The 19,552-nt window shown below is 65.3% G+C and carries 19 protein-coding genes; 3 read left to right on the top strand and 16 right to left on the bottom strand.

The genetic code is table 11. The features are described 5' to 3' along the window. Positions 1-8: 8 nt before the first annotated feature. The 3 genes from FB478_RS05580 to FB478_RS05590 are packed head-to-tail and all read right to left on the bottom strand — an operon-like array spanning position 9 to position 3,841. Positions 9-1,106 carry an NADH:flavin oxidoreductase/NADH oxidase gene (locus FB478_RS05580; RefSeq protein WP_134163852.1) on the bottom strand — a complete coding sequence of 366 codons (1,098 nt, stop codon included), beginning with the start codon at positions 1,104-1,106 and terminating at the stop codon, positions 9-11. After that, entirely contained in the window at positions 1,106-2,116 is a 1,011-nt protein-coding gene (locus FB478_RS05585; protein ID WP_144599860.1) for a tetratricopeptide repeat protein, read from the bottom strand. The genes FB478_RS05580 and FB478_RS05585 overlap by 1 nt, the downstream gene beginning before the upstream one ends. Before the next feature lie 51 nt (positions 2,117-2,167). After that, positions 2,168-3,841 carry a hypothetical protein gene (locus FB478_RS05590; RefSeq protein WP_144600053.1) on the bottom strand — a complete coding sequence of 558 codons (1,674 nt, stop codon included), beginning with the start codon at positions 3,839-3,841 and terminating at the stop codon, positions 2,168-2,170. A 234-nt stretch (positions 3,842-4,075) separates the two neighbouring features. On the opposite strand from FB478_RS05590, the gene FB478_RS05595 reads away from it, so the two are divergent. Then, positions 4,076-5,395: an AI-2E family transporter gene (locus tag FB478_RS05595; RefSeq protein ID WP_144599861.1), complete on the top strand. Its 1,320-nt coding sequence runs from the start codon at positions 4,076-4,078 to the stop codon at positions 5,393-5,395. Between the two features lie 37 nt (positions 5,396-5,432). On the opposite strand, the gene FB478_RS05600 is transcribed toward FB478_RS05595, so the two are convergent. Then, positions 5,433-6,230 carry an alpha/beta hydrolase gene (locus tag FB478_RS05600; protein ID WP_018768394.1) on the bottom strand — a complete coding sequence of 266 codons (798 nt, stop codon included), beginning with the start codon at positions 6,228-6,230 and terminating at the stop codon, positions 5,433-5,435. Between the two features lie 29 nt (positions 6,231-6,259). Next, positions 6,260-6,613, bottom strand: coding sequence for a hypothetical protein (locus FB478_RS05605; RefSeq protein WP_026265638.1), 354 nt, complete (start codon positions 6,611-6,613; stop codon positions 6,260-6,262). 119 nt (positions 6,614-6,732) lie between these two features. On the opposite strand from FB478_RS05605, the gene nucS reads away from it, so the two are divergent. After that, complete coding sequence (nucS, locus tag FB478_RS05610; protein ID WP_134163850.1) at positions 6,733-7,428, top strand: endonuclease NucS; 696 nt, start codon at positions 6,733-6,735, stop codon at positions 7,426-7,428. Positions 7,429-7,735: 307 nt separating this feature from the next. Then, complete coding sequence (locus FB478_RS05615) at positions 7,736-7,939, top strand: cold-shock protein (protein ID WP_011692441.1); 204 nt, start codon at positions 7,736-7,738, stop codon at positions 7,937-7,939. A 93-nt stretch (positions 7,940-8,032) separates the two neighbouring features. Here the strand turns inward: FB478_RS05615 and FB478_RS05620 are convergent, their stop codons facing one another. From FB478_RS05620 to atpB, 11 genes are all read right to left on the bottom strand, one after another. Next, positions 8,033-10,645, bottom strand: coding sequence for a DUF2156 domain-containing protein (locus FB478_RS05620; protein ID WP_144600054.1), 2,613 nt, complete (start codon positions 10,643-10,645; stop codon positions 8,033-8,035). A 32-nt stretch (positions 10,646-10,677) separates the two neighbouring features. Beyond that, positions 10,678-12,006, bottom strand: coding sequence for an esterase family protein (locus FB478_RS05625; protein WP_144599862.1), 1,329 nt, complete (start codon positions 12,004-12,006; stop codon positions 10,678-10,680). A 5-nt stretch (positions 12,007-12,011) separates the two neighbouring features. Continuing rightward, positions 12,012-12,443, bottom strand: coding sequence for a DUF2550 domain-containing protein (locus tag FB478_RS05630; protein ID WP_018768399.1), 432 nt, complete (start codon positions 12,441-12,443; stop codon positions 12,012-12,014). A 10-nt stretch (positions 12,444-12,453) separates the two neighbouring features. Continuing rightward, entirely contained in the window at positions 12,454-12,738 is a 285-nt protein-coding gene (locus FB478_RS05635) for a F0F1 ATP synthase subunit epsilon (protein ID WP_018760117.1), read from the bottom strand. A gap of 1 nt (position 12,739) precedes the next feature. After that, entirely contained in the window at positions 12,740-14,194 is a 1,455-nt protein-coding gene (atpD, locus tag FB478_RS05640; RefSeq protein ID WP_056387986.1) for a F0F1 ATP synthase subunit beta, read from the bottom strand. A gap of 83 nt (positions 14,195-14,277) precedes the next feature. Further along, complete coding sequence (locus FB478_RS05645; RefSeq protein ID WP_056387988.1) at positions 14,278-15,168, bottom strand: F0F1 ATP synthase subunit gamma; 891 nt, start codon at positions 15,166-15,168, stop codon at positions 14,278-14,280. A 72-nt stretch (positions 15,169-15,240) separates the two neighbouring features. Then, complete coding sequence (gene atpA, locus FB478_RS05650; RefSeq protein ID WP_056387990.1) at positions 15,241-16,878, bottom strand: F0F1 ATP synthase subunit alpha; 1,638 nt, start codon at positions 16,876-16,878, stop codon at positions 15,241-15,243. Positions 16,879-16,956: 78 nt separating this feature from the next. Further along, positions 16,957-17,784, bottom strand: a complete 828-nt coding sequence (locus FB478_RS05655) for a F0F1 ATP synthase subunit delta (protein ID WP_056387991.1) — start codon at positions 17,782-17,784, stop codon at positions 16,957-16,959. Continuing rightward, positions 17,784-18,335: a F0F1 ATP synthase subunit B gene (locus FB478_RS05660; RefSeq protein WP_018768405.1), complete on the bottom strand. Its 552-nt coding sequence runs from the start codon at positions 18,333-18,335 to the stop codon at positions 17,784-17,786. The genes FB478_RS05655 and FB478_RS05660 overlap by 1 nt, the downstream gene beginning before the upstream one ends. A 54-nt stretch (positions 18,336-18,389) precedes the next feature. Continuing rightward, a complete protein-coding gene (gene atpE, locus FB478_RS05665) occupies positions 18,390-18,608 on the bottom strand; it encodes an ATP synthase F0 subunit C (protein ID WP_003804776.1) in 219 nt (72 codons plus the stop codon). A 109-nt stretch (positions 18,609-18,717) separates the two neighbouring features. Further along, positions 18,718-19,518: a F0F1 ATP synthase subunit A gene (gene atpB / locus FB478_RS05670; RefSeq protein WP_026265641.1), complete on the bottom strand. Its 801-nt coding sequence runs from the start codon at positions 19,516-19,518 to the stop codon at positions 18,718-18,720. Between the last annotated feature and the right edge of the window lie 34 nt (positions 19,519-19,552).

Genomic DNA, 19,552 nt, shown 5'->3' on the forward strand with positions numbered 1-19,552 from the left:
CGCCACGGTCAGAAGGCACGCCGCGGGATGGCCCGCTCGTACTGGGGCGGCCAGGCAATGTCGTAACCCAGTTCGAAGGCGGCCCGCAGCCACCAGTGGGGGTCGCGCAGCGCCGCGCGCGCAATGAAGACGCCGTCGGCCTGGCCGGTGGCAACGGCGTGCTCCGCCTGCCCGGGCGTGGTCACCAGCCCCACCGTGCCGGTGGCGACTCCTGCCTCCTCGCGGATGGCTGCGGAGAATCCGGTTTGATAGCCCAGGCCCGGCTTGATCTGCTGGTGCGCCACGGCCCCGCCGCTGGAGACATCCACCAGGTCCACGCCGCGGGCGGCCGCCTCGCGGGCCAGCCGCACCGACGCCGCCTGGTCCACGCCGCCCGGCGCCCAGTCTGTGGCAGAGATCCGGAGCAGCAGGGGCATGGAATCGGGAATGACAGCGCGGACGGCGTCCACCACGGCCAGCATGAGCCGGTTCCGACCGGTTTCGTCCCCGCCCCAGTCGTCGTCACGCTGGTTGATCAGCGGGCTCTGGAACTGGTGCAGGAGGTAGCCGTGCGCCCCGTGGATCTCCATCGTGTCAAAGCCGGCGTCCACCGCACGCACGGCGGCAGCGGCAAAATCGGCAATGACGCCGTGGATCTGTTCCACGGTCATGGCGGCAGGCGCCGCATAGCCCTCGAATGCGGTGGTGGACGGGCCCACGGTGTCCCAGCCGCCGTCGGACGCCGGAACGCTCCCGTGCTTGCCCGAAAACGGCCAGTACGTTGACGCCTTGCGGCCGGCGTGGGCCAGCTGCACGCCGATCCTGGTGCCGGCGGTACCGTGCCGGTGGACAAAGGAGATAATCCGCTGCCAGGCCGCCGCCTGGTCGTCGTTGTAGAGGCCTGCGTCGCGGGGACTGATCCGGCCGGCGGCGTTTACTGCCGCGGCCTCCGTGAGGATCATCGCGGCGCCGCCCGTGGCAAACCCGCCAAGGTGCACCAGGTGCCAGTCGTTCGGAACGCCCGGGGCGTCGTCGGGATCGCAGCTGTACTGGCACATGGGCGATACCCAGCCACGGTGCTGCAGCTCCATGGACCGAAGCGTCAGCGGCTGGAACAGGGCCGGCACTAGAACAGCACCCGGGCAAGCGCCTGCCGCGACTTTGCTACCCGCTCATCACCTGCGCCCACGATGTCGAACAGCTCCAGCAGCCGTACCCGTGCGGTCTCCCGCTCCGGGCCGAAGTTCCTGCCGATGAACGCCACCAGCCGGTTCAGTGCATCCTCGACGTGGCCGCCGGCCACGTCGAGGTCCGCCACGCCGAGCTGTGCCGCCAGGTTGTCCGGCTCATCCGCGGCCTGCGCACGCAGCGCCTCGCCGTCCTGGGCCGACAACGACTGCAGCCGGTCCATCAGTTCCACCTGCGCCAGGCCGGCCTTGGCCTCATGGTCGGCCGGCATCTCCTTGAGCGCCTGGCGGTAGGCCGCAGCTGCGGCGGCGTAGTCGCCGGCCTCAATGGCGTCAAAGGCGGCCTGGTGCAGCGGCGGCAGCGGCGCGGGCTCCTGTTCCCCGCCCGCTTCCCCGCCAAGGCTTCCGGTGACCCCGTTCGCTGCAGCCACCTTGAGGAGTTCGTCGAAGAGGCTGCGCACCTGCTCTTCTTCCGCGCTGCCCTGGAAGAGCGGCACCGGCTGCCCCTTCAAGACGGCGACGGCGGTGGGAACGGCCTGCACCTGGAAGGCCTGGGCCAGCTGCGGGAAGGCCTCGATATCTGCTGCGCCAAGGACCAGGCGTCCACCGTACGAGGCAACCACGCGCTCAAGGGTCTCGAGCATCCTGCCGGATTCGGGCGAGTACGGCGCCCACAGGGCGAACACCACGGGGACCTGGGCGGACAGTTCCACTAGCTGCTGGAAGTTTGCCTCGGTGACGTTGACCTTGAGTTCGGGGCCGCCGGCGGGTGCCTCCGGCTGGGCGCCCCGGGGCGCTGTTGCAGGGCCGGACGGGGCGGAGGGGCCGGACGGGGCGGCGGGGCCGGACGGGGCGGCGGGGCGCTTCAGCGAGGAAAGGTCGACGGCGCCGCGCAGGTTAACCGGGTTGGCAGCGGCAGGAGGGACTGGGCGGGAAGCTGGCGAACTCATGTTTCCCACTCTAGCCACTCCGGCCGCTGCCGGTGGTAATACAGCCAGGCCCTACTTGAAGGTGGCTCCGACCAGGCCGCGGGTTGCGGCGACGAGCTTCATCGGGTCCGTGGATCCTGCCGGCGGCACATAGACCGCCATGGATTCCGCGAAGCTCAGCACCATGCCGGTGGTGGTTTCCTTGCCGCCGGCCAGGGCTGCCGCATCGTCGCCGATGCTCAGCTTGTCACCGGCCGCCTTGGGGGTGCCCTCGAAGCCAAAGTTGATCCGGCCCAGGACCAGGGCCCCGCCGTCCGAGGTGCGGAACACCACGGTGCTTTCGGGGACCACCTTGTGCGTGAAGGAGAAGTTGCCGTTTTCGCCTGCCTTCGCCACCTCAGCCTGGTAGGACAGGGTGTCGGCGATATACGGCGAGGACTGGCCCTCGACCAGCTTGTCCTTGAACGGCGAGTCCGCCGATGTGAGCCTGTCGGCCAGGCCGGACATTGCTTCCTCGCCGCTGTAGAGCAGCCCGCTCTTGTCCGCTGCGGAAAGCGTCTCGGTACCGCCGCGGTTGATGTTCGGGAAGGTGGTGCCCGGCTGCAGCGGCGTGGTTTCCATGAGCTTGTAGTTCTCGCGCGGCGACTGCTGGACCAGGGTCAGGATCTGCGGAACGACGTTGCCTTCGCCCTGGGTCACGGCCAGCACCGAGCGGGGCCAGTCACGATCGCTGGTGACGACGGTGGTCAGCAGCTTGGTGGAACGTACGGGCATGCGCGGCTCGTAAGTGCCCACCTGGGAGCGGATCTTGTAGTTCTGGGTACGGACTTCCAGTTCCGGTCCACCCACGCGGTCCGCCAGCTTGGCCGCATCCTTGGCGGCGTCGCCGGCGTCGGTGGCGCTGGAGACCTGCTCCAGGATCCGGCGGAACTGGGCGTCCAGCAGGACCGGCGATCCCGCGGCTTGCTTCGCCGTGGATGAGGCGCTGCCGGAAGGCAGCGGGCTTGGACTGGCGGCCTGGGCGGCAGTGGCGGATCCGGCCAGCAGGGCGGCAACCACGCCGGCCGCCACCATGGTGGCCTTGGAAGAGGAGGACGACGACGGGGCCTGGCCCTGCGTTTCGGCGTTCCGTGCACGGGCGCGGCGGGCGTAGCCGCTGTCACCGCCCTCGCCGTCCTTCCGGCGGGCTGAAAGCAGTCCCAGGACAATTCCGCCCACGATCAGCAGGCTGCCCAGGACCATCAGCGGGACCGCCCAGGGGGTGGACGTGTCGTTGGGGAAGGTCATGGAGACAGAAGCCGGGGCGGCCTTGGTGCCGTCGGAAGCGAGGAGCAGGCTCCAGTCACCGTCGGCGGGCGGGGTCCAGGTGTATTCAAGCTCGCCGCTGGCATTCTCATTGGAAACCCAGAGGTCGGAACCGGCCGGGTTGGGGGCGGTCCCTTCGCCGTCGGCGTGCTCAACCACGAGTGACTTTTCGTCTTCGGTGACGCCGGTGATGGTGTTGTGGGCCGTCTGGCCCACCCAGGCGCTCACGTCATCGGGCCGTCCCGTGGCCAGCATGAAGTTGCCGTCGCCCTGGACGGTGATCTTGACGGTTCCGTCATGCAGGGTGCGCAGCTTCTGGTCGATGACCGTCAACGGCGCGGCGGCGGCATCCGCCGGCACGGACGCTGTGAACGTCTCGGATGGAGCCCAGATGGTTCTCTGGCCGATGCCGGCCAAAAGTGTCAGGAGGCCGAGCAGCACAAGTGCGGCTGCAGTCTTTAAACGCAAGGGAAACACCTATCATCAGCGGGGGTTTGCCTTCAATAGTAACCTTTTTGTTACCAGGAGCCCCTTTTTGCCCGTTCCGGCCCCTCTTCCGAAGACCTCCGGGCGGTGGCTTCGGCTCCCGGTGACAAGCCTGCTGATAGTGTTTGCGATGATCATCACATTGGCCCGCGCACGCGGAGCCACGCACGGAACAGGCCCCCAAAACCAGTGACTGACAAGACGGACCCATCCTCGGCGGCAACCGGAAATCCCGGGGATTCCAGGGGCCCTGTCCCTGCGACGGTGCCTCCCCTGGGAATGGCAGCGGCAGCCCACCGCAGGGGCAAGGCAGCGGCTGCACTCGGCCAGGTGGTCCGCAGGCTCCGCCAGCCCTTGCCCGGAGCACAGCCCAGGCTTCGGTTCGAAATGCCCCCGGAATACACCGGGCAGGTTCCCCAGACGGACCACGGCGGTGACGAGGAACCCCAGTTCGGCCACCCCGGGCCGCGCATGTCCCCCCAGCATCCCCTGTACATGGGCTTCATGGGGACAGTGGGCGTGGGACTGGCGCTGCTGGTCTACTGGATCGGTTCCCACACCACGCAGCTGCTGCTGTGGATCGTGGCGGCGCTGTTCATCGCCCTGGGACTTGAACCCGTGGTGGGCTGGCTCGAAAACAGGAAGATCCCCCGGCCCGCCGGCATCCTTGTCTCCGTGGCTGTCCTCATGGGCGCCGTCGTCGGGTTTTTCGCCACTCTTATCCCCACCATTGTTGAACAGGTGTCGGAGATCGTGCGGCAGGCGCCGGACTGGGTGCGCAGCTTCATGGACTCGGACTTCTTCCGCAGCCTCGATGACCAGTTCGGCGTGCGGGACCGCATCACCGAGGAACTGGACAAGTTCGTCAATGACCCGGCGGCCATGGGCGGCATTTTCGGCGGCGTGGTGGGATTCGGATCCACCGTGGCCAACGGGCTCTTCGGCACCCTCATTGTCCTGGTGCTGAGCCTGTACTTCCTGGCAGCGCTGCCGGCGATGAAGAAGTGGGGCTACAGGCTGGCCCCCCGCTCCCGCCGCAAACGGGTGGCCGCCCTCTCCGAGGAGATCACCCGGTCAGTGGGAAACTACGTCATCGGCCAGGCATGCGTGGCCCTCCTCAACGCCACTTTCGCCTTCGTGGTGATGTCCATCGTGGGCATCCCCTTTGCCCTGCTGCTGGCGTTCGTGGTGGTCCTGCTCGCTTTCATCCCGCTGGTGGGCGGCATGATCGCAGGCATTGTGGTGATCCTTGTATCCCTCACCCAGGGCTGGCAGGCGGCCGCCATCTACGCCATCTGCTATTTCGCGTACCTGCAGTTCGAGGCCTACTTCATCTCGCCGCGCATCATGCAGAAGGCAGTTGCCGTGCCCGGTGCCGTGGCGGTGATCTCCGTGATTGCCGGCGGAAGCCTGCTGGGCGTGCTCGGTGCGCTGATCGCCATCCCCACTGCCGCAGCGGTCCTGCTGCTGCTCCGGGAAATCTATATCGTCCGGCAGGACCAGCACTGACCCGCTGTCCCCCGCACGTCGTTCCCTGCGGGGCCGCTTAGGCGCCGGCCGTCGCCGCCGGCCCTTCCCATTCCTGCGGCAGCGGTGCTGCGGCGGCATCTGGACTGACAAGCGCCACGATGTCGTTCAGGACCCGTGCGGCGTACTTCTCCCCCACCCACAGATGCTTGGCCCCGGCCACGCCCACCACGCGGGCCTGCGGCACCAGGCTGAACCTTGCGGTTGCCTCGGCAGGCTGGAGGAAGTCGTCGTGCTCCGGCACCAGGACGGTGAGGGGCTTGCCGGATTCGGCCCACAGCTGCAGGTGCTTGTCCGTGGCGCGGTGCAGCGGAGGCGACAGCAGCACCGCCCCCTCGATCTGTGGGGCCACCGGCTCCACGGCGCCGTACATCAGCGCCAGTTCGGTCCCGAACGACCAGCCCACCAGCCAGCGGTTGGGCAGGCCCCGCTCAACGGCGAAGCGCACGGCTGCCTCGACGTCGTGCCGCTCCCCTATCCCTTCCTCGAACGCGCCGCTGCTGGCACCCCGGGGGGAGGCCGTACCCCGGGTATTGAAGCGCAGCACCGCGATGCCCGCCAGCGCCGGCAGCCGGTAGGAGGCCTTGCGGTACACATGGGAATCCATGAAGCCACCGTGCGTCGGCAGCGGGTGGAGCGTGATCAGCGTTGCCTTGACGGGGCCGGATTCCGGCAGTGCCAGCTCGCCCACCAGCGTGTGGCCGTCCTCCGTCTGCAGCTCGATGTTCTCGCGACGGGCGGGCAGGACGGTGGAGGCACGGATGGGGACAGGGCCCCCGGCCTGGGTGAAGTGGTACGACGCCGGATCAAAAGTCATGACTGCCAGCTTAGCGACAGCGGGCGGCGTCAGCGGTACCGGTAGCTGCGCGTCATCCAGCAGTTGGTGTGCCAGTGCCGCCGCTCGGCCAGCCCGGCGGCGGCACCAAAGAGGTGGTCGTCCTTCCAGACCACCAGGTGTGCGACGCCGGGCAGCACGGCGGTGGAGCATTCCGGGCAGATGTAGGTCTTCTCAGCATTCCTGGCGGTCATGGTCCGTACCATCCACTCGCCGTCCGGGGCGCTCTCGCGGCGGGCGATACCGGCCCGTGCCCGTTCCAGGTCCAGTTCGGGAATGTCCCCGCTCCTCTTTCCTCCTGCGCCCCTGCCGGAAGCGGAACCCTTGCCGGAAACAGGACGGCGGGGACGGTTGGAACGCGGCATGTATCCATTCTGCCCCAGGCCGCCCACTCCCCTGTCCCGCTCCTTGCCGCCGCTTCCGATGCACCCGGCGCCCCGCCGTCGGACATGGCCTGCGGAGCCCACGCGATAGTCTGTACGGCGTGCGACTTGTCATAGCCCATTGCTCCGTTGATTACGTTGGCCGGCTCAAAGCCCATCTCCCCCTCGCCACCCGGCTCCTGCTGGTCAAGGCGGACGGCTCCGTGCTGGTCCATTCCGACGGCGGTTCCTACAAGCCGCTGAACTGGATGAGCCCGCCTGCCACGCTGCGGGTTTCTTCCCCCGACGAAGTGGACCTCGAACTTGGCGTGGTGGAGCAGTGGACGGTGCAGTCGGCCAAGACCGATGACCGGCTCATCATCAATATCCACGAGAAGATCAGCGAGTCCTCCCACGACCTGGGCGTGGATCCCGGACTGATCAAGGACGGGGTGGAGGCTGACCTGCAGCGGCTGCTCGCCGAGCAGATCGAGACGCTTGGACGGGGCTACTCCCTCATCAGGCGCGAGTACTTCACCGCCATTGGGCCCGTGGACATCCTGGCGCGCGACGCGGACGGCGCCACCGTGGCGATTGAGCTCAAGCGCCGGGGCGACATTGACGGCGTGGAGCAACTGACCCGGTACCTGGAGCTGCTCAACCGCGACCCTTTGCTGGCACCGGTCCGGGGAATCTTTGCTGCCCAGCAGATCAAGCCGCAGGCCAAGGTGCTGGCAAACGACCGCGGGATCGACTGCATAACGCTGGACTACGACGCCATGCGCGGAGTGGACGACAGCGAATCCCGCCTCTTCTAGTTTTTGCCTTTGTTGCTTTAGGCACTTAATTGTCCGGCATTCGGTGCAGGCTTCAGCGACATCTGTTTTTTACCTAAATTTTGTCCTTTTTGTCCTCCGGCCCGTTGACCTGCGGGAACGGGCATGAAATTCTTATCTCAGTCTTTGTGTAGGTGTTTTTCATGCTCGCAAGACATGTTGCGAGCGCGAAGCTCCTGCAGCGCCGGATCTCCCATCGGGGAAAGGCAATCAGGATTCTTCTCGCGGAGTGACCAAGGTCGGCACGAGGTGTGCCGGTCTTAAAAAGTTCCACAATGAGGAGAAATAAATGGCACAGGGAACCGTCAAGTGGTTCAACGCTGAAAAGGGCTTCGGCTTCATCACCCCGGATGACTCCGATGGCGATGTCTTCGTTCACTACTCCGAAATCCAGACCGGCGGCTTCAAAACCCTCGACGAGAACCAGCGCGTTCAGTTCGAAATCGGCCAGGGTGCCAAGGGTCCCCAGGCTACCGGCGTAACGCTGGTCTAGTACCGCCCGGCCGCTTCCCGCGGCTGTCAGCGAATCAAATGGTCCCCGGCAGGATTGCCGGGGACCATTTTTTATGCCGGCGTTGCTGCCGCCTCAGGTCACCAGCTTGCGCACCAGCCGGGCGCCCTGCGCCAGGGAAAGACCGGGGAGGTAGGCGCGGGTCAGCGCCCTGCCGATGGCGGGCAGGTGCAACGGATCCTGGTAGTACAGGTAAAGCGCCCGGTACTCCGGCTTGAACCGGGACTTGAAGGCCGCCAGGGAGCGGAAGCCGTAGACCGGCTCAAGCGCGTGGCCCACCAGGTCCAGGATCCTGACCAGGTTCTGCGCGCCCTCATCGGGGGCGCCCTCCTGTTGCCCTGCGTCCTCGCCCCCGCCGGGCCCCCCGGCGCCTGTTCCCTCAGCACCCGTTCCCCCAGCGCCCGTTCCCTCCGCGCCTGTTCCTGTTCCCCGCTCCGGCTGGGCATCGGGACGGCTGGCCAGCGGCGAACCCGACAGGGAGATCACGTCCACGGAATCCCGCAACTCCAGTACGGCGGAGGCAATCAGGAATTCCATCACCCCCGGAAATCCTTCACTGCCGCGGCGCATGACATCCAGGGTCCTGCTTACCAGCCGCCCGCCGTCGTACACGGGCAACCAGCTGGTCACGCCGTGGACCACGCCGTGGCCGTCCACGGCCAGGCAGCACAGGACCTCCTCGTCGTCGAGCTCGTCCACTCCCCCCAGCGTGAAGCCCATTTCCGGAACGGACTTGCCGGCCGCCCATTCCTCGGACACTTCGTTCAGCCTTAGCCGGAGCGTTGCGGGCAGCGAATGGTAGGAGCCCCAGACGGCATGGACGCCCAGCTTCGCGGCGCGGTTCAGGGCGGTCCTGACGTTCTGCCATTCCTTGCCTTTGAACTCAAGCTCGTTCAGCGCCAGCCGGGTCTCCTGGGCCACGGCCACGCGGGAGAAGCCGCGTTCCCTCAGTACCGGCCACATGGTGTCGTCGCAGGAATACAGCGCCGGTATCAGGGCCTGGCTGCGGCAGTAGTCCAGGAAGCCTTCGGTGACCCGCTGCTCGGCCTTGCGGTCACCGAATGCACCGCCCAGGGTCAGGGCCACGGTCCCATGCTGCTGGAAGGCCATGCCGCCTGCGCCGTCCGGGCTGAACCAGTACGTGTTGGGCTCCCACAGTGCCATCCAGGACAAGGGTCCGCCACCCTGGTGGAGCAGCTCCCGGGCGCGGCTGCGGTCCTGCCGTCCGAAGTGGAGGCCGTGGTGCCGGCCCACCAGCACCCACAACACCGCCGCCAGGCCCACGAGCCAGAACACCGGTCCCGAGTAGGCGAACAGCAGTGCTTCGGCACTGTCGCGTTCCGGGAAGACCCGGCGGAAATTCTGCGGAATGGGCACCGGGACGTACTGCCGGGCCAACTCGGCGAAAAGGCCCAGCAAGCCGCCGTCACGGGACAGTCCGCCGGACCAGAACCAGGCCACGGTATATGAGCTGGCCAGCACCAGCCAGGTTCCGCAGACCACCGCAGCGAGCGTCCGCCGGGCGCCCGGACGCGTCTGCACGCGGAACTGCCGCCGGTTCAGCCACAGGACCACTGCCAGCAGCAGCGGAACCACCACGAGCGGCAGCACATGTGCGAAGGCCGAGGACAGCGGCGTTGCATGCGTGCCCTGCAGGCGTGAGGGAACAAGGGCGAACAGTGCCAGGTAGACCGCGGCGAGGGCGGTGACAGCCAACTGGATGGCCAGCGCGATGTTCAGGGCCAGCCGGCGACCCCGGCGCATGCCGTCCGCGCAGATCAGCAGCAGGAGGACCGGCACCACGGCCAGCGCCAGGCCGAACGGGCCGGCAAACCCTGCCCTGCCCGTTTCCAGGCAAGTGGCGTCAACGGTGGCGCCGCAGTTGAAGATCAGTTGGTTCAGCGTGGGCATCGGGCTCAGGACGACGTCCCGGAGCAAAGCCAGCGGGCCGGTTGGCGCACGCGTGATTCCGGTCAGGATGGGACCCACCGCGAACACGGCAACGGTCAGGGCCAGGAGGTTCCTGGTTTCCCGGCCCGTCGACCGGTGACGGTGAAGCCGCCCCTGGTCCCCCTGGATCCACCAGCCTGCAAGGAGGCCAAGAAGGGCGCCGATGAGGCCAATGACGGTTTCGGCGTGCCCCACGTACAGGACCAGCAGCAGGGAAATGGACAGCACCACGGTGCGGAGCCGGCGCTGCCACAGCAGCGTGATCCGGGCACTGGCCGCAAGCCCGGCAATAAGCACCGGGGCATACGGACCGATGAGCCTGTCATCCACCATCCGGTCCAGCCAGCCGTCGCCCACATACACGGCCAGCTGGGTTACCAGGAGGAACACCGTGACGGCCGCGAATTGCCCGCCAAAGAACAGTCCGACGGCGGCCCGCCGGCCAAGCTTGCGCTCCGCCAGGCCCAGCAGCAGCACGATCATCAGCGACGCGGCGAGGTAGGCGAGCGGGTTGGTGGCGAAGAAGGCGCTGGTGAACAGCGTCCACCACTGCCCGCTGCGCAGCCCGGGGCCGCTGACCGAGGCCAGGCCAAGGAGCTGCTCCGGCGGGCCGTCAAGGAAGCTTCCGGTCAGGGCAGCGGCCGCAAGGAAGGCAACCAGCACGCCCAGGGTGAAGGGCATGGATTTCAGCGTGAGCAGCGCCTGCTGGACTGCCGGACGTCCGACGGCGGCCCACATCAGGGCGGCCGTGCGTTCCGGTTTCCTGGTGCTCACCACTGCAGCCCCCACTGGGTGCCAAGGAACTGCAGCGCATCCGCGAACCGCTTGGAGGACGTATCCCAGGAGTGGCCCGTGTGCTCCACCTCGTGTGCCTGCACGGTGAAGCCGGCGGCCTCTGCCGCAGCCGCCAGCGTGTGGAGGTTCCCCACGAACTCGGGATCGTTCTGGCCTGCAGTAAGGTACATGCCGCTGGACTCAAACCGTTGGTGTTTCATGATCTCCAGTGGAGTCTGCTTGGTGAATTCATCTGGGTTTCCGGGAAATGCTGCGTCTATGGTCTTCTGCCGCTCCTTGGCAATGGCAGGTTCGGCCTCGCTGGAGAAGGCGAGCACGTCGGCGTAGACGTCGGGATGCCGGGTTCCCATCTGCACGGCACACGTGCCGCCGAAGGAGAAGCCACCCACAGCCCAGTGGCTGTGGTTGGTATCCACCGCCAGGGTGGAACTGATCCACTGAGGTACATCCTGCGAGAGATAGGTGTCCGCGTTGGCAATGCGGCTGTCCATGCACATGGTGTTGGCGGACTGCGACCCGTTGGGATCCGGAATGACCACCACCGGGGACACTCCGCCGTGTGCCGCGGCAAAGGAATCCATGTGACCGCGGATTGCGCCGCCGGTGAGCCAGTCCGCCGGCCCGCCCGGCTGTCCGGCCACCAGAACCAGTACCGGCAATGCGGGCCGGTTCGCCGCAAAGTAGGTCGGCGGAAGGTAGATGTAGGCCTCACGCGTGTTCATCCCGGACTGCGTTCCAGGGATCGCGGACTTCCGCAGGACGCCCCCGTCCGGCAGCTCCCCTTCCGGCTTCCACCCCAGGAGGGGTACGCCGTCGGACGCGCCCGGACGGCGCATAAGGTCCTGTTCAAGGGCCGGTATCCGGGCCAGGGCCGTACCCAGCAGATCGCTCACGGTCCTGTTGAGGCCAAAGTACGCGTTGACTTGGATCGCCGAGAGCAGCACCACCAGCAGTGCGGCGAGGATCCCTCCCCCGCGTCCGCCCCAGCTGCTCCGGGGCAGCCGGAGCAGGCCCAGGAGAAGAGCCGCAACACCGGGCACAATCCACAGCAGGACGGGGTCCGGCAGGTCCTCGGGGAAGGTGGAGAAGATGTTGATGAGCGCCCAGTGCACCGTACCCACCAGCGCAAAGGCGGCTGCCGCGGCGGTGACGATGCGGACCGCCCACGCCCGGGCGCGGTGCCCCGGCGTCATGGAGGCGCGCCAGGGTGGCACCAGGAGATAGGCGGCGCCGCCCATTCCCAATACCAGGACGGTCCCATACAGTGGACCGTCCGTGAGCCGGATGTCTGAAAGCCAATCCACGTCGGCTAGCGCCAGGTCCCCACGCCTATCACCGGACCTGCCTCAAGCCAGGATGAAAGACCCGTATATGCGTCGAACTTCATGGCAAGGTGCAGGTCCTGCCCCTCATACCGGAGCTCAACGATCACAACGTCCGGTTGGACCTTGACGGCTTCCGCCTCCGTGGGTTTCCGGCGGCCCAGCAGCTCCAGCGAACTGCGCTTGAATGTGTATTTGGGACGCACGCTCAAGGAGATGAGCCTGAACCATTCAAGGTCGTTGTCCTGATAACGACAAACCCCCATCTGCCAGCTGTTTCCAGCAACGCAAATGGAGGCGTCCACCGTGCCGAGGGCACGCCGCAGGTTGAAGCGGCGCACCCCCGAAAGGCACAGTGCAATGATCAGCAATCCGAAGGCGATTGCCAGTGCGATGAACGGAATACCCGGTGCGTCCATCAAGGTCGTGCTAGCGGATCCCAGCGGTAGCCGAGCCGCCCAGCTGGGCGTTGTCAGCAACGATAACCACGCGGTTGTTGTCGACCGAGAAGAACCCGCCGTCGACGTCTACCGCAATACGGTCCCCGGACACCGGCTGGATGGCCAGTTCACCCTCGGCCAGGATCGCCAGCAGGGGCGAGTGGCCGGGCAGGATTCCGATTTCACCATCGCTGGTGCGGGCCTTGACCATCTTGGCCGCTCCGGACCACACGAAGTGGTCCGCTGCGACAATCTCAACCTCAAGCTCAGCCATATTACTTGGTCTGTTCCTGGATCTTGGCCCACTGGCGCTCGACGTCGTCGAGGCCGCCGACGTTGAAGAACGCCTGCTCCGCGACGTGGTCCAGCTCGCCGTCGCAGATGGCCGAGAAGCCTTCAACGGTGTCCTTGATGGAAACCGTGGAGCCCTCAACGCCGGTGAACTGCTTGGCGGTGTAGGTGTTCTGCGAGAGGAACTGCTGGATGCGGCGTGCACGGGAGACGACGATCTTGTCCTCTTCGGAGAGTTCATCGACACCGAGGATGGCGATGATGTCCTGGAGTTCCTTGTTCTTCTGCAGGATCTGCTTCACGCGGACTGCCGTGTTGTAGTGGTCCTTGCCGATGTACTGGGGATCCAGGATGCGGGACGTGGACGTCAGCGGGTCAACGGCCGGGTACAGACCACGGGAGGCGATTTCACGGGAAAGTTCCGTGGTCGCGTCGAGGTGTGCGAAGGTCGTGGCCGGAGCCGGGTCGGTGTAGTCATCTGCGGGGACGTAGATGGCCTGCATCGAGGTGATGGAGTGGCCCTTCGTGGAGGTGATGCGCTCCTGAAGGAGGCCCATCTCATCCGCCAGGTTGGGCTGGTAGCCCACGGCGGAAGGCATGCGGCCCAGCAGGGTCGATACCTCGGAGCCGGCCTGGGTGAAGCGGAAGATGTTGTCGATGAAGAGCAGCACGTCCTGGTTCTGCACATCGCGGAAGTACTCCGCCATGGTCAGCGCGGACAGGGCCACACGCAGACGCGTTCCCGGCGGCTCGTCCATCTGGCCGAATACAAGGGCAGTGTCCTTGAGGACCCCTGCCTCTTCCATTTCAACCCAGAGGTCGTTGCCCTCACGGGTACGCTCGCCAACACCGGCGAAGACCGAGGTACCACCGAAGTTGCGGGCAACACGGGTGATCATTTCCTGGATCAGCACGGTCTTGCCCACGCCGGCGCCGCCGAAGAGGCCGATCTTTCCACCCTTGATGTATGGGGTGAGGAGGTCGATGACCTTGATGCCGGTTTCCAGCATCTCGGTGGAACCTTCGAGGGAGGCGAAGCTGGGGGCCTTGCGGTGGATTGGCCAGCGCTCGGTGATCTCCAGTTCCGACTCGGCAACGTCCAGGGGCTGGCCCAGCACGTTGAAGATGTGTCCCTTGACGCCGTCACCGACGGGAACGGAGATCGGGGCGCCGGTGTCCACCACGGACGTGCCGCGGACGAGTCCATCGGTGGCCTGGAGGGAGATGGCGCGGACGAGGTTGTCACCCAGGTGCAGCGCAACTTCGAAGGTGATGGTCTTGGTTTCACCGTTGAGAGTGATCTCGGTGGTGAGGGCGTTGTAAATCGACGGGATTGCGTCAGCCGGGAATTCGACGTCGACAACCGGGCCGATTACGCGCGCAATACGGCCGGTTGCACCGGACGTTGCGGCTACGTGTTCGGTAGCAGTGGCAGTCATCTCTCTCACTTCATTCAGTAGATGGCGTGGGGTTAAGTCTATCTGTGGTGGTGCTGGTTACGCGGGAACCGAGGTGGTGGAGGCTAGGACGCAAGAGCGTCGGCACCGGCAACAATCTCGGAGAGTTCCTGCGTGATCTCGGCCTGGCGGGCCGTGTTGCGCAGACGCGTGTACTTCTTGATCAGGTCTGTCGCGTTGTCGCCTGCGGACTTCATCGCCCGCTGGCGGGCGGCGAGCTCGGAAGCTGCTGCCTGCAGCATGGCTGCGAAGATACGGGATTCGATGTAGCGCGGCAGCAGCGCGTCAAGAACCCGCTCGGCTTCCGGCTCAAACTCGTACAGCGGCAAGAGGTCCGATTCAGATGCAGCCTGTTCTTCCACAACTTCAAGCGGGAGCAGCCGGATGACCGTCGGCTCCTGGGTGACCATGGACTTGAAGCGGGTGTAGACGACGTGGATTTCCTCTACGCCGCCCTCTTCGAACTCCGTTGCGAATTCCGACAGCAGAGCTTCGCCGATCTCACGTGCGGTCGCGAACTCGGGCGCGTCGGTCCCCCCGGTCCAGACCCGCGCATACTCGCGGTTCCGGAAATCGAAGTAGGCCTGGGCCTTGCGTCCGACGACGTAGGTCTTGACTTCCTTGCCTTCTTCGTGAAGAAGCTCGACGAGGCCTTCCGCCTGCTTCAGCACGCTGGCAGAGTAAGAACCGGCCAGGCCGCGGTCCGAGGTGATTACCAGGACGGCGGCACGGCGGATCTGCTCCGGCTCGGTGGTCAGCGGGTGGTCGATCTCGCTCTGGCTGGCGACAGCAGAAACGGCGCGCGTAATCGCGTTCGCGTAAGGCAGTGAAGCTGCTACGCGCGCACGGGCCTTGCCGATGCGCGAGGTAGCGATCAGTTCCATCGCCTTGAAGATCTTGCGCATCGACGTGGTCGAGCTGATCTTCTGGCGGTAGACCCGGATCTGGGCTCCCATACTTATCCTTTCCTAGCGTTCCCTGCAGCGGGTGCGCCGGACCCGTGGGCCCGGCACACCCGGTCAGTGGAACTAGCGCTTCTGCCTGACGATTTTTTCCTGGTCAACCTGGGCCTCGTCGATGGGGGCGTGCTCTTCATGCCCGGCACCAACCAGCAGGTTGTCGCCCTCGCCGAAGAACCCCTTCTTGAAGTCGACAATCGAGGACTTCAGGGCCGCAACGGTGTCGTCGTCCAGCACGTTGGTCTGGGCCAGCGTGGTCAGGATCGAGGACTTGTGGCGCAGGTGCTCCAAGAACTCCGACTCAAAGCGGCTGATGTCTTCAACCGGAACGTCGTCCAGGTAGCCGTTGGTGCCGGCCCAGATGGACACAACCTGGTCCTCGACCGGGAACGGTGAGTACTGGCCCTGCTTCAGCAGTTCCATCAGGCGTGCACCACGGGTCAACTGCTGGCGGGATGCTGCGTCCAGGTCGGATGCGAACATCGCGAAGGCCTGCATATCGCGGTACTGGGCCAGGTCCAGCTTCAAGGTGCCGGATACCTTCTTCATGGATTTCACCTGGGCGGCACCGCCAACGCGGGACACCGAGACACCCACGTCAACAGCGGGACGCTGGTTGGCGTTGAAGAGGTCCGACTGCAGGAAGATCTGGCCGTCGGTGATGGAGATGACGTTGGTCGGGATGTAGGCGGACACGTCGTTCGCCTTCGTCTCGATCAGCGGCAGGCCCGTCATGGAACCGGCACCGAGCTCGTCGGAAAGCTTGGCACAACGTTCCAGCAGGCGGGAGTGCAGGTAGAAGACGTCGCCCGGGTAGGCTTCGCGTCCCGGCGGACGGCGGAGCAGCAGCGACACGGCGCGGTAGGCTTCGGCCTGCTTGGACAGGTCATCGAACACGATGAGGACGTGCTTGCCACCGTACATCCAGTGCTGGCCAATGGCCGAGCCTGCATACGGTGCCAGGTACTTGAAGCCTGCGGGGTCCGAAGCGGGAGAAGCCACAATGGTGGTGTATTCCAGCGCACCGTTGTCCTCGAGCGTCTGGCGGATGGCGGCGATGGTGGACGCCTTCTGCCCGATCGCCACATAGATGCAGCGGACCTGCTTGGTCACATCGCCGGAAGCCCAGTTGGCCTTCTGGTTGATGATCGTGTCGATGGCAATGGCAGACTTGCCGGTCTGGCGGTCACCAATGATGAGCTGGCGCTGGCCGCGGCCGATCGGGATCATGGCGTCGATCGCCTTGAGGCCGGTCTGCATCGGCTCGTGCACCGACTTGCGCTGGGTCACGCCGGGAGCCTGGAGCTCCAGGGCGCGGGTGGTCTCGGCCTTGATCTCGCCGAGGTCGTCGATGGGCATGCCCAGCGGGTCGACAACGCGGCCCAGGAAGGCGTCGCCCACGGGAACGGACAGAACCTGTCCGGTGCGGTGTACTTCCTGGCCTTCTTCGATGCCGGTGAAGTCACCGAGGATGATGACGCCGATTTCGCGGACGTCGAGGTTCTGGGCAAGGCCCAGGGTGCCGTCCTCAAAGCGCAGCAGCTCGTTCGCCATGACCGAGGGAAGGCCCTCAACACGGGCGATGCCGTCACCAGCGGTGGTTACGCGGCCGACCTCTACGCGCTCTGCGTTTCCGGGTTCGTAGGACGCCGCGAACTCGTTCAGCGCATTACGGACGTCGTCGGCGTTGATGGTCAATTCGGCCATCTGCAGTCCCTGCTCTCCTGTTTGTGATCACCGCAAGCGGTGACCGGGGTTTCTATCAGTTAGGTTGTGCTTGTCCGGCTAGCCGGCCAGCTGGCGCTGCAGCTCGCCCAGCTTGGTGAGGACCGAAGCGTCAAGCACTTCGTCACCAACCTGGACGCGGATGCCGCCAATGAGTGCCGGGTCAACATTGAGGTTGACCTTCAGTTCCCGCCCGTACATGGCATTCAGGCCAGCCTGCAGGCGGGCAAGCTGCGTCTGCGTCAAAGGACGGGTCACGCTGACCGTTGCAATCCAGCGCTGCTGCCGCTTGGCCGCAAGCTCGGCGAACCGCTGCACCAGCCGGGTGGGCTTGATGCCGCGGGGCTGGGTTACAGCCTGGACAATGAGGACTTTCGCTTCCTCACTGGCGCCGGGCACAAGCTTCTCCGCAAGTACAACCTTGGCTGCACCGCTGGCCTGTGGTTCGGACAGAGCACGTTGTACCTCATGGCTGGAGGCAACAGCCTGGTTGAAGGAGAACAGGTCGTTCTCCAGCTCTTCCAGGCCAGTGATTCCGGAGGCAGAAACGGCCGACTTGTTTTCAGCAACGGAAATGACCACCGTTGCGGCAAGAGTCTCGAGTGCATCGCCGATATCACGGGCGTTTGCCCAGCGTGAGCTGGCCAGTCCGCCTGCAATGTCTGCAGCATCAGCGGAGACTTTCCCGCCAACCAGCTGCTTGACCAGCGCCGACTTTTCGTCACCGTTGCGGGACGGGTCAGTCAGGGCGCGGCGCAAGCCAGCCGAGCTGTCCACCATTCCCAGAATTCCGAAGAGTTCCTTTGCCAGCTGCAGCGACGCGGTGGGAAGCTTTGCTTCCAACTCTGCCAGCGCTGTTGCCAGCGATTCGCTCGATACGCCTGCCATTACTTAGCTGCACCTGCGTTCTGGGACTCCAGATCTGCCAGGAAGCGGTCCACAACCCGCGCTGCACGCTCATCATCGTTGAGCGATTCGCCCACGATGCGGCCTGCCAGGGTGGTGGCCAGGGTGCCTACCTCAGAGCGCAGGGACACAACGGCCGCCTGGCGCTCGGATTCGATCTGTGCGTGGGCCTGCGCGGTGATGCGGGCAGACTCTGCTGCCGCCTTCTCCTTGAGATCCGCGAGGATCTGGGCACCTTCGGCGCGGGCTTCCTCACGGATGCGGTTGGCTTCGGTGCGGGCGTCGGTCAGCTGCTGCTTGTACTCTTCGAGTGCAGCAGACGCCTCAGCCTGGGCCTTTTCAGCCTTGGCGATACCGCCTTCGATGGCCTCGGCACGCTCTGCGAAGGTCTTCTCGAACATCGGGACAACAAACTTGACCACGATGAAGAAGAGGATGGCAAAGCCCACGAAGACAACCAGCATTTCCCAGGCATTGGGAATAAGTGGGTTGACGTCGCCTTCAGCGGCGGCTGAGATGATCAGCTGATGCATATTTCACCCGTCCTTATCTACTCGGTTCTGAATGTTCGCTGAAGTTCTGAAGGTTTACTTGAGAACGAAAGCGAAGACCAGGCCCAGGATGGCGAGTGCTTCGGTCAGCGCCAGGCCAAGGAATGCGATCGGCTGCAGGACGCGCTGGGCTTCCGGCTGACGTGCAACGCCGTTGATGTAGGCAGCGAACACGAGACCCACACCGATACCACCGCCGATAGCCGAGAGGCCATAGCCGATGAGGTTGAGGGAGCCGTTGATGGAGCCTTCCATTTTTTTTCCTTTCAAGATGCCACTTTGTGTGGCAGGTTGTTTGGGTTGCTTCATCCCCGCGAGGGGAAGACTGTGGTGGGCCGGCGGAGCGTCGCTCCCGGCAGGGTGCCTAGTGGCTGTCGGCGTGAAGGGCGCCTTCGATGTAGATCGCGGTCAGCAGCGTGAAGACGTAGGCCTGCAGGACCATGATCAGGGCTTCGAGCATGTACATGGCGATGGCACCTGCCAGCACCAGGACGGACGTTCCCTTCAGCAGCACGTTCTCCTGCATGATGAGGTATTCGATGCCGGAACCGGCGATCATCACGATCAGGTGGCCGGCCAGCATGGTCGCGAACAGACGGAGGCTGTGCGTGACGGGCCGGACAACGAAGTTGGAGATGATTTCGATCGGGATGACGATCGGCAGGATGTACCACGGCACGCCCGAGGGGACGGTGGCCAGCTTGAAGTAGCGCAGGCCGTTCTTCTTCACGCCGATGGCGATCCAGGTGACATAGACCAGGCCGGCCAGCACGTACGCTCCACCCACGTGCGAGAACGTGGGGAGCTGGAACACCGGGATGGCGCCGTAGATGTTGTTGACCAGGATGAAGAAGAACAGGCTGAACAGCAGGGGGACGTACTTCATGAAGTCCCTGCCGCCGATGATGTCCTTGGCAATGCCGTTGCGGACAAAGCCGTAGGCGGCCTCTCCGGCGAACTGGAGCTTGCCGGGTACCAGCTGCTGCTTGCGTGCGGCGAGCACGAAGAAGACGGCGATAAAGACGACAGAGAGGAGGACCAGCAGCATCTGCTTGGAGAATCCTTCTGCGGCACCCCACGGCAGGATTGCCGGCAAATGCATTTCGTTAATACCAGGAGGAGTGAACTCTCCTGAATCTTGGGCCGGGAGCGCAAGCGCGATCAACGCGTTTCCTCTCTGCAGTGTCCATCATTGGGCG

Origin of the sequence: Arthrobacter sp. AG367 (assembly GCF_007828995.1) — a bacterium.
GTDB lineage: Bacteria > Actinomycetota > Actinomycetes > Actinomycetales > Micrococcaceae > Arthrobacter.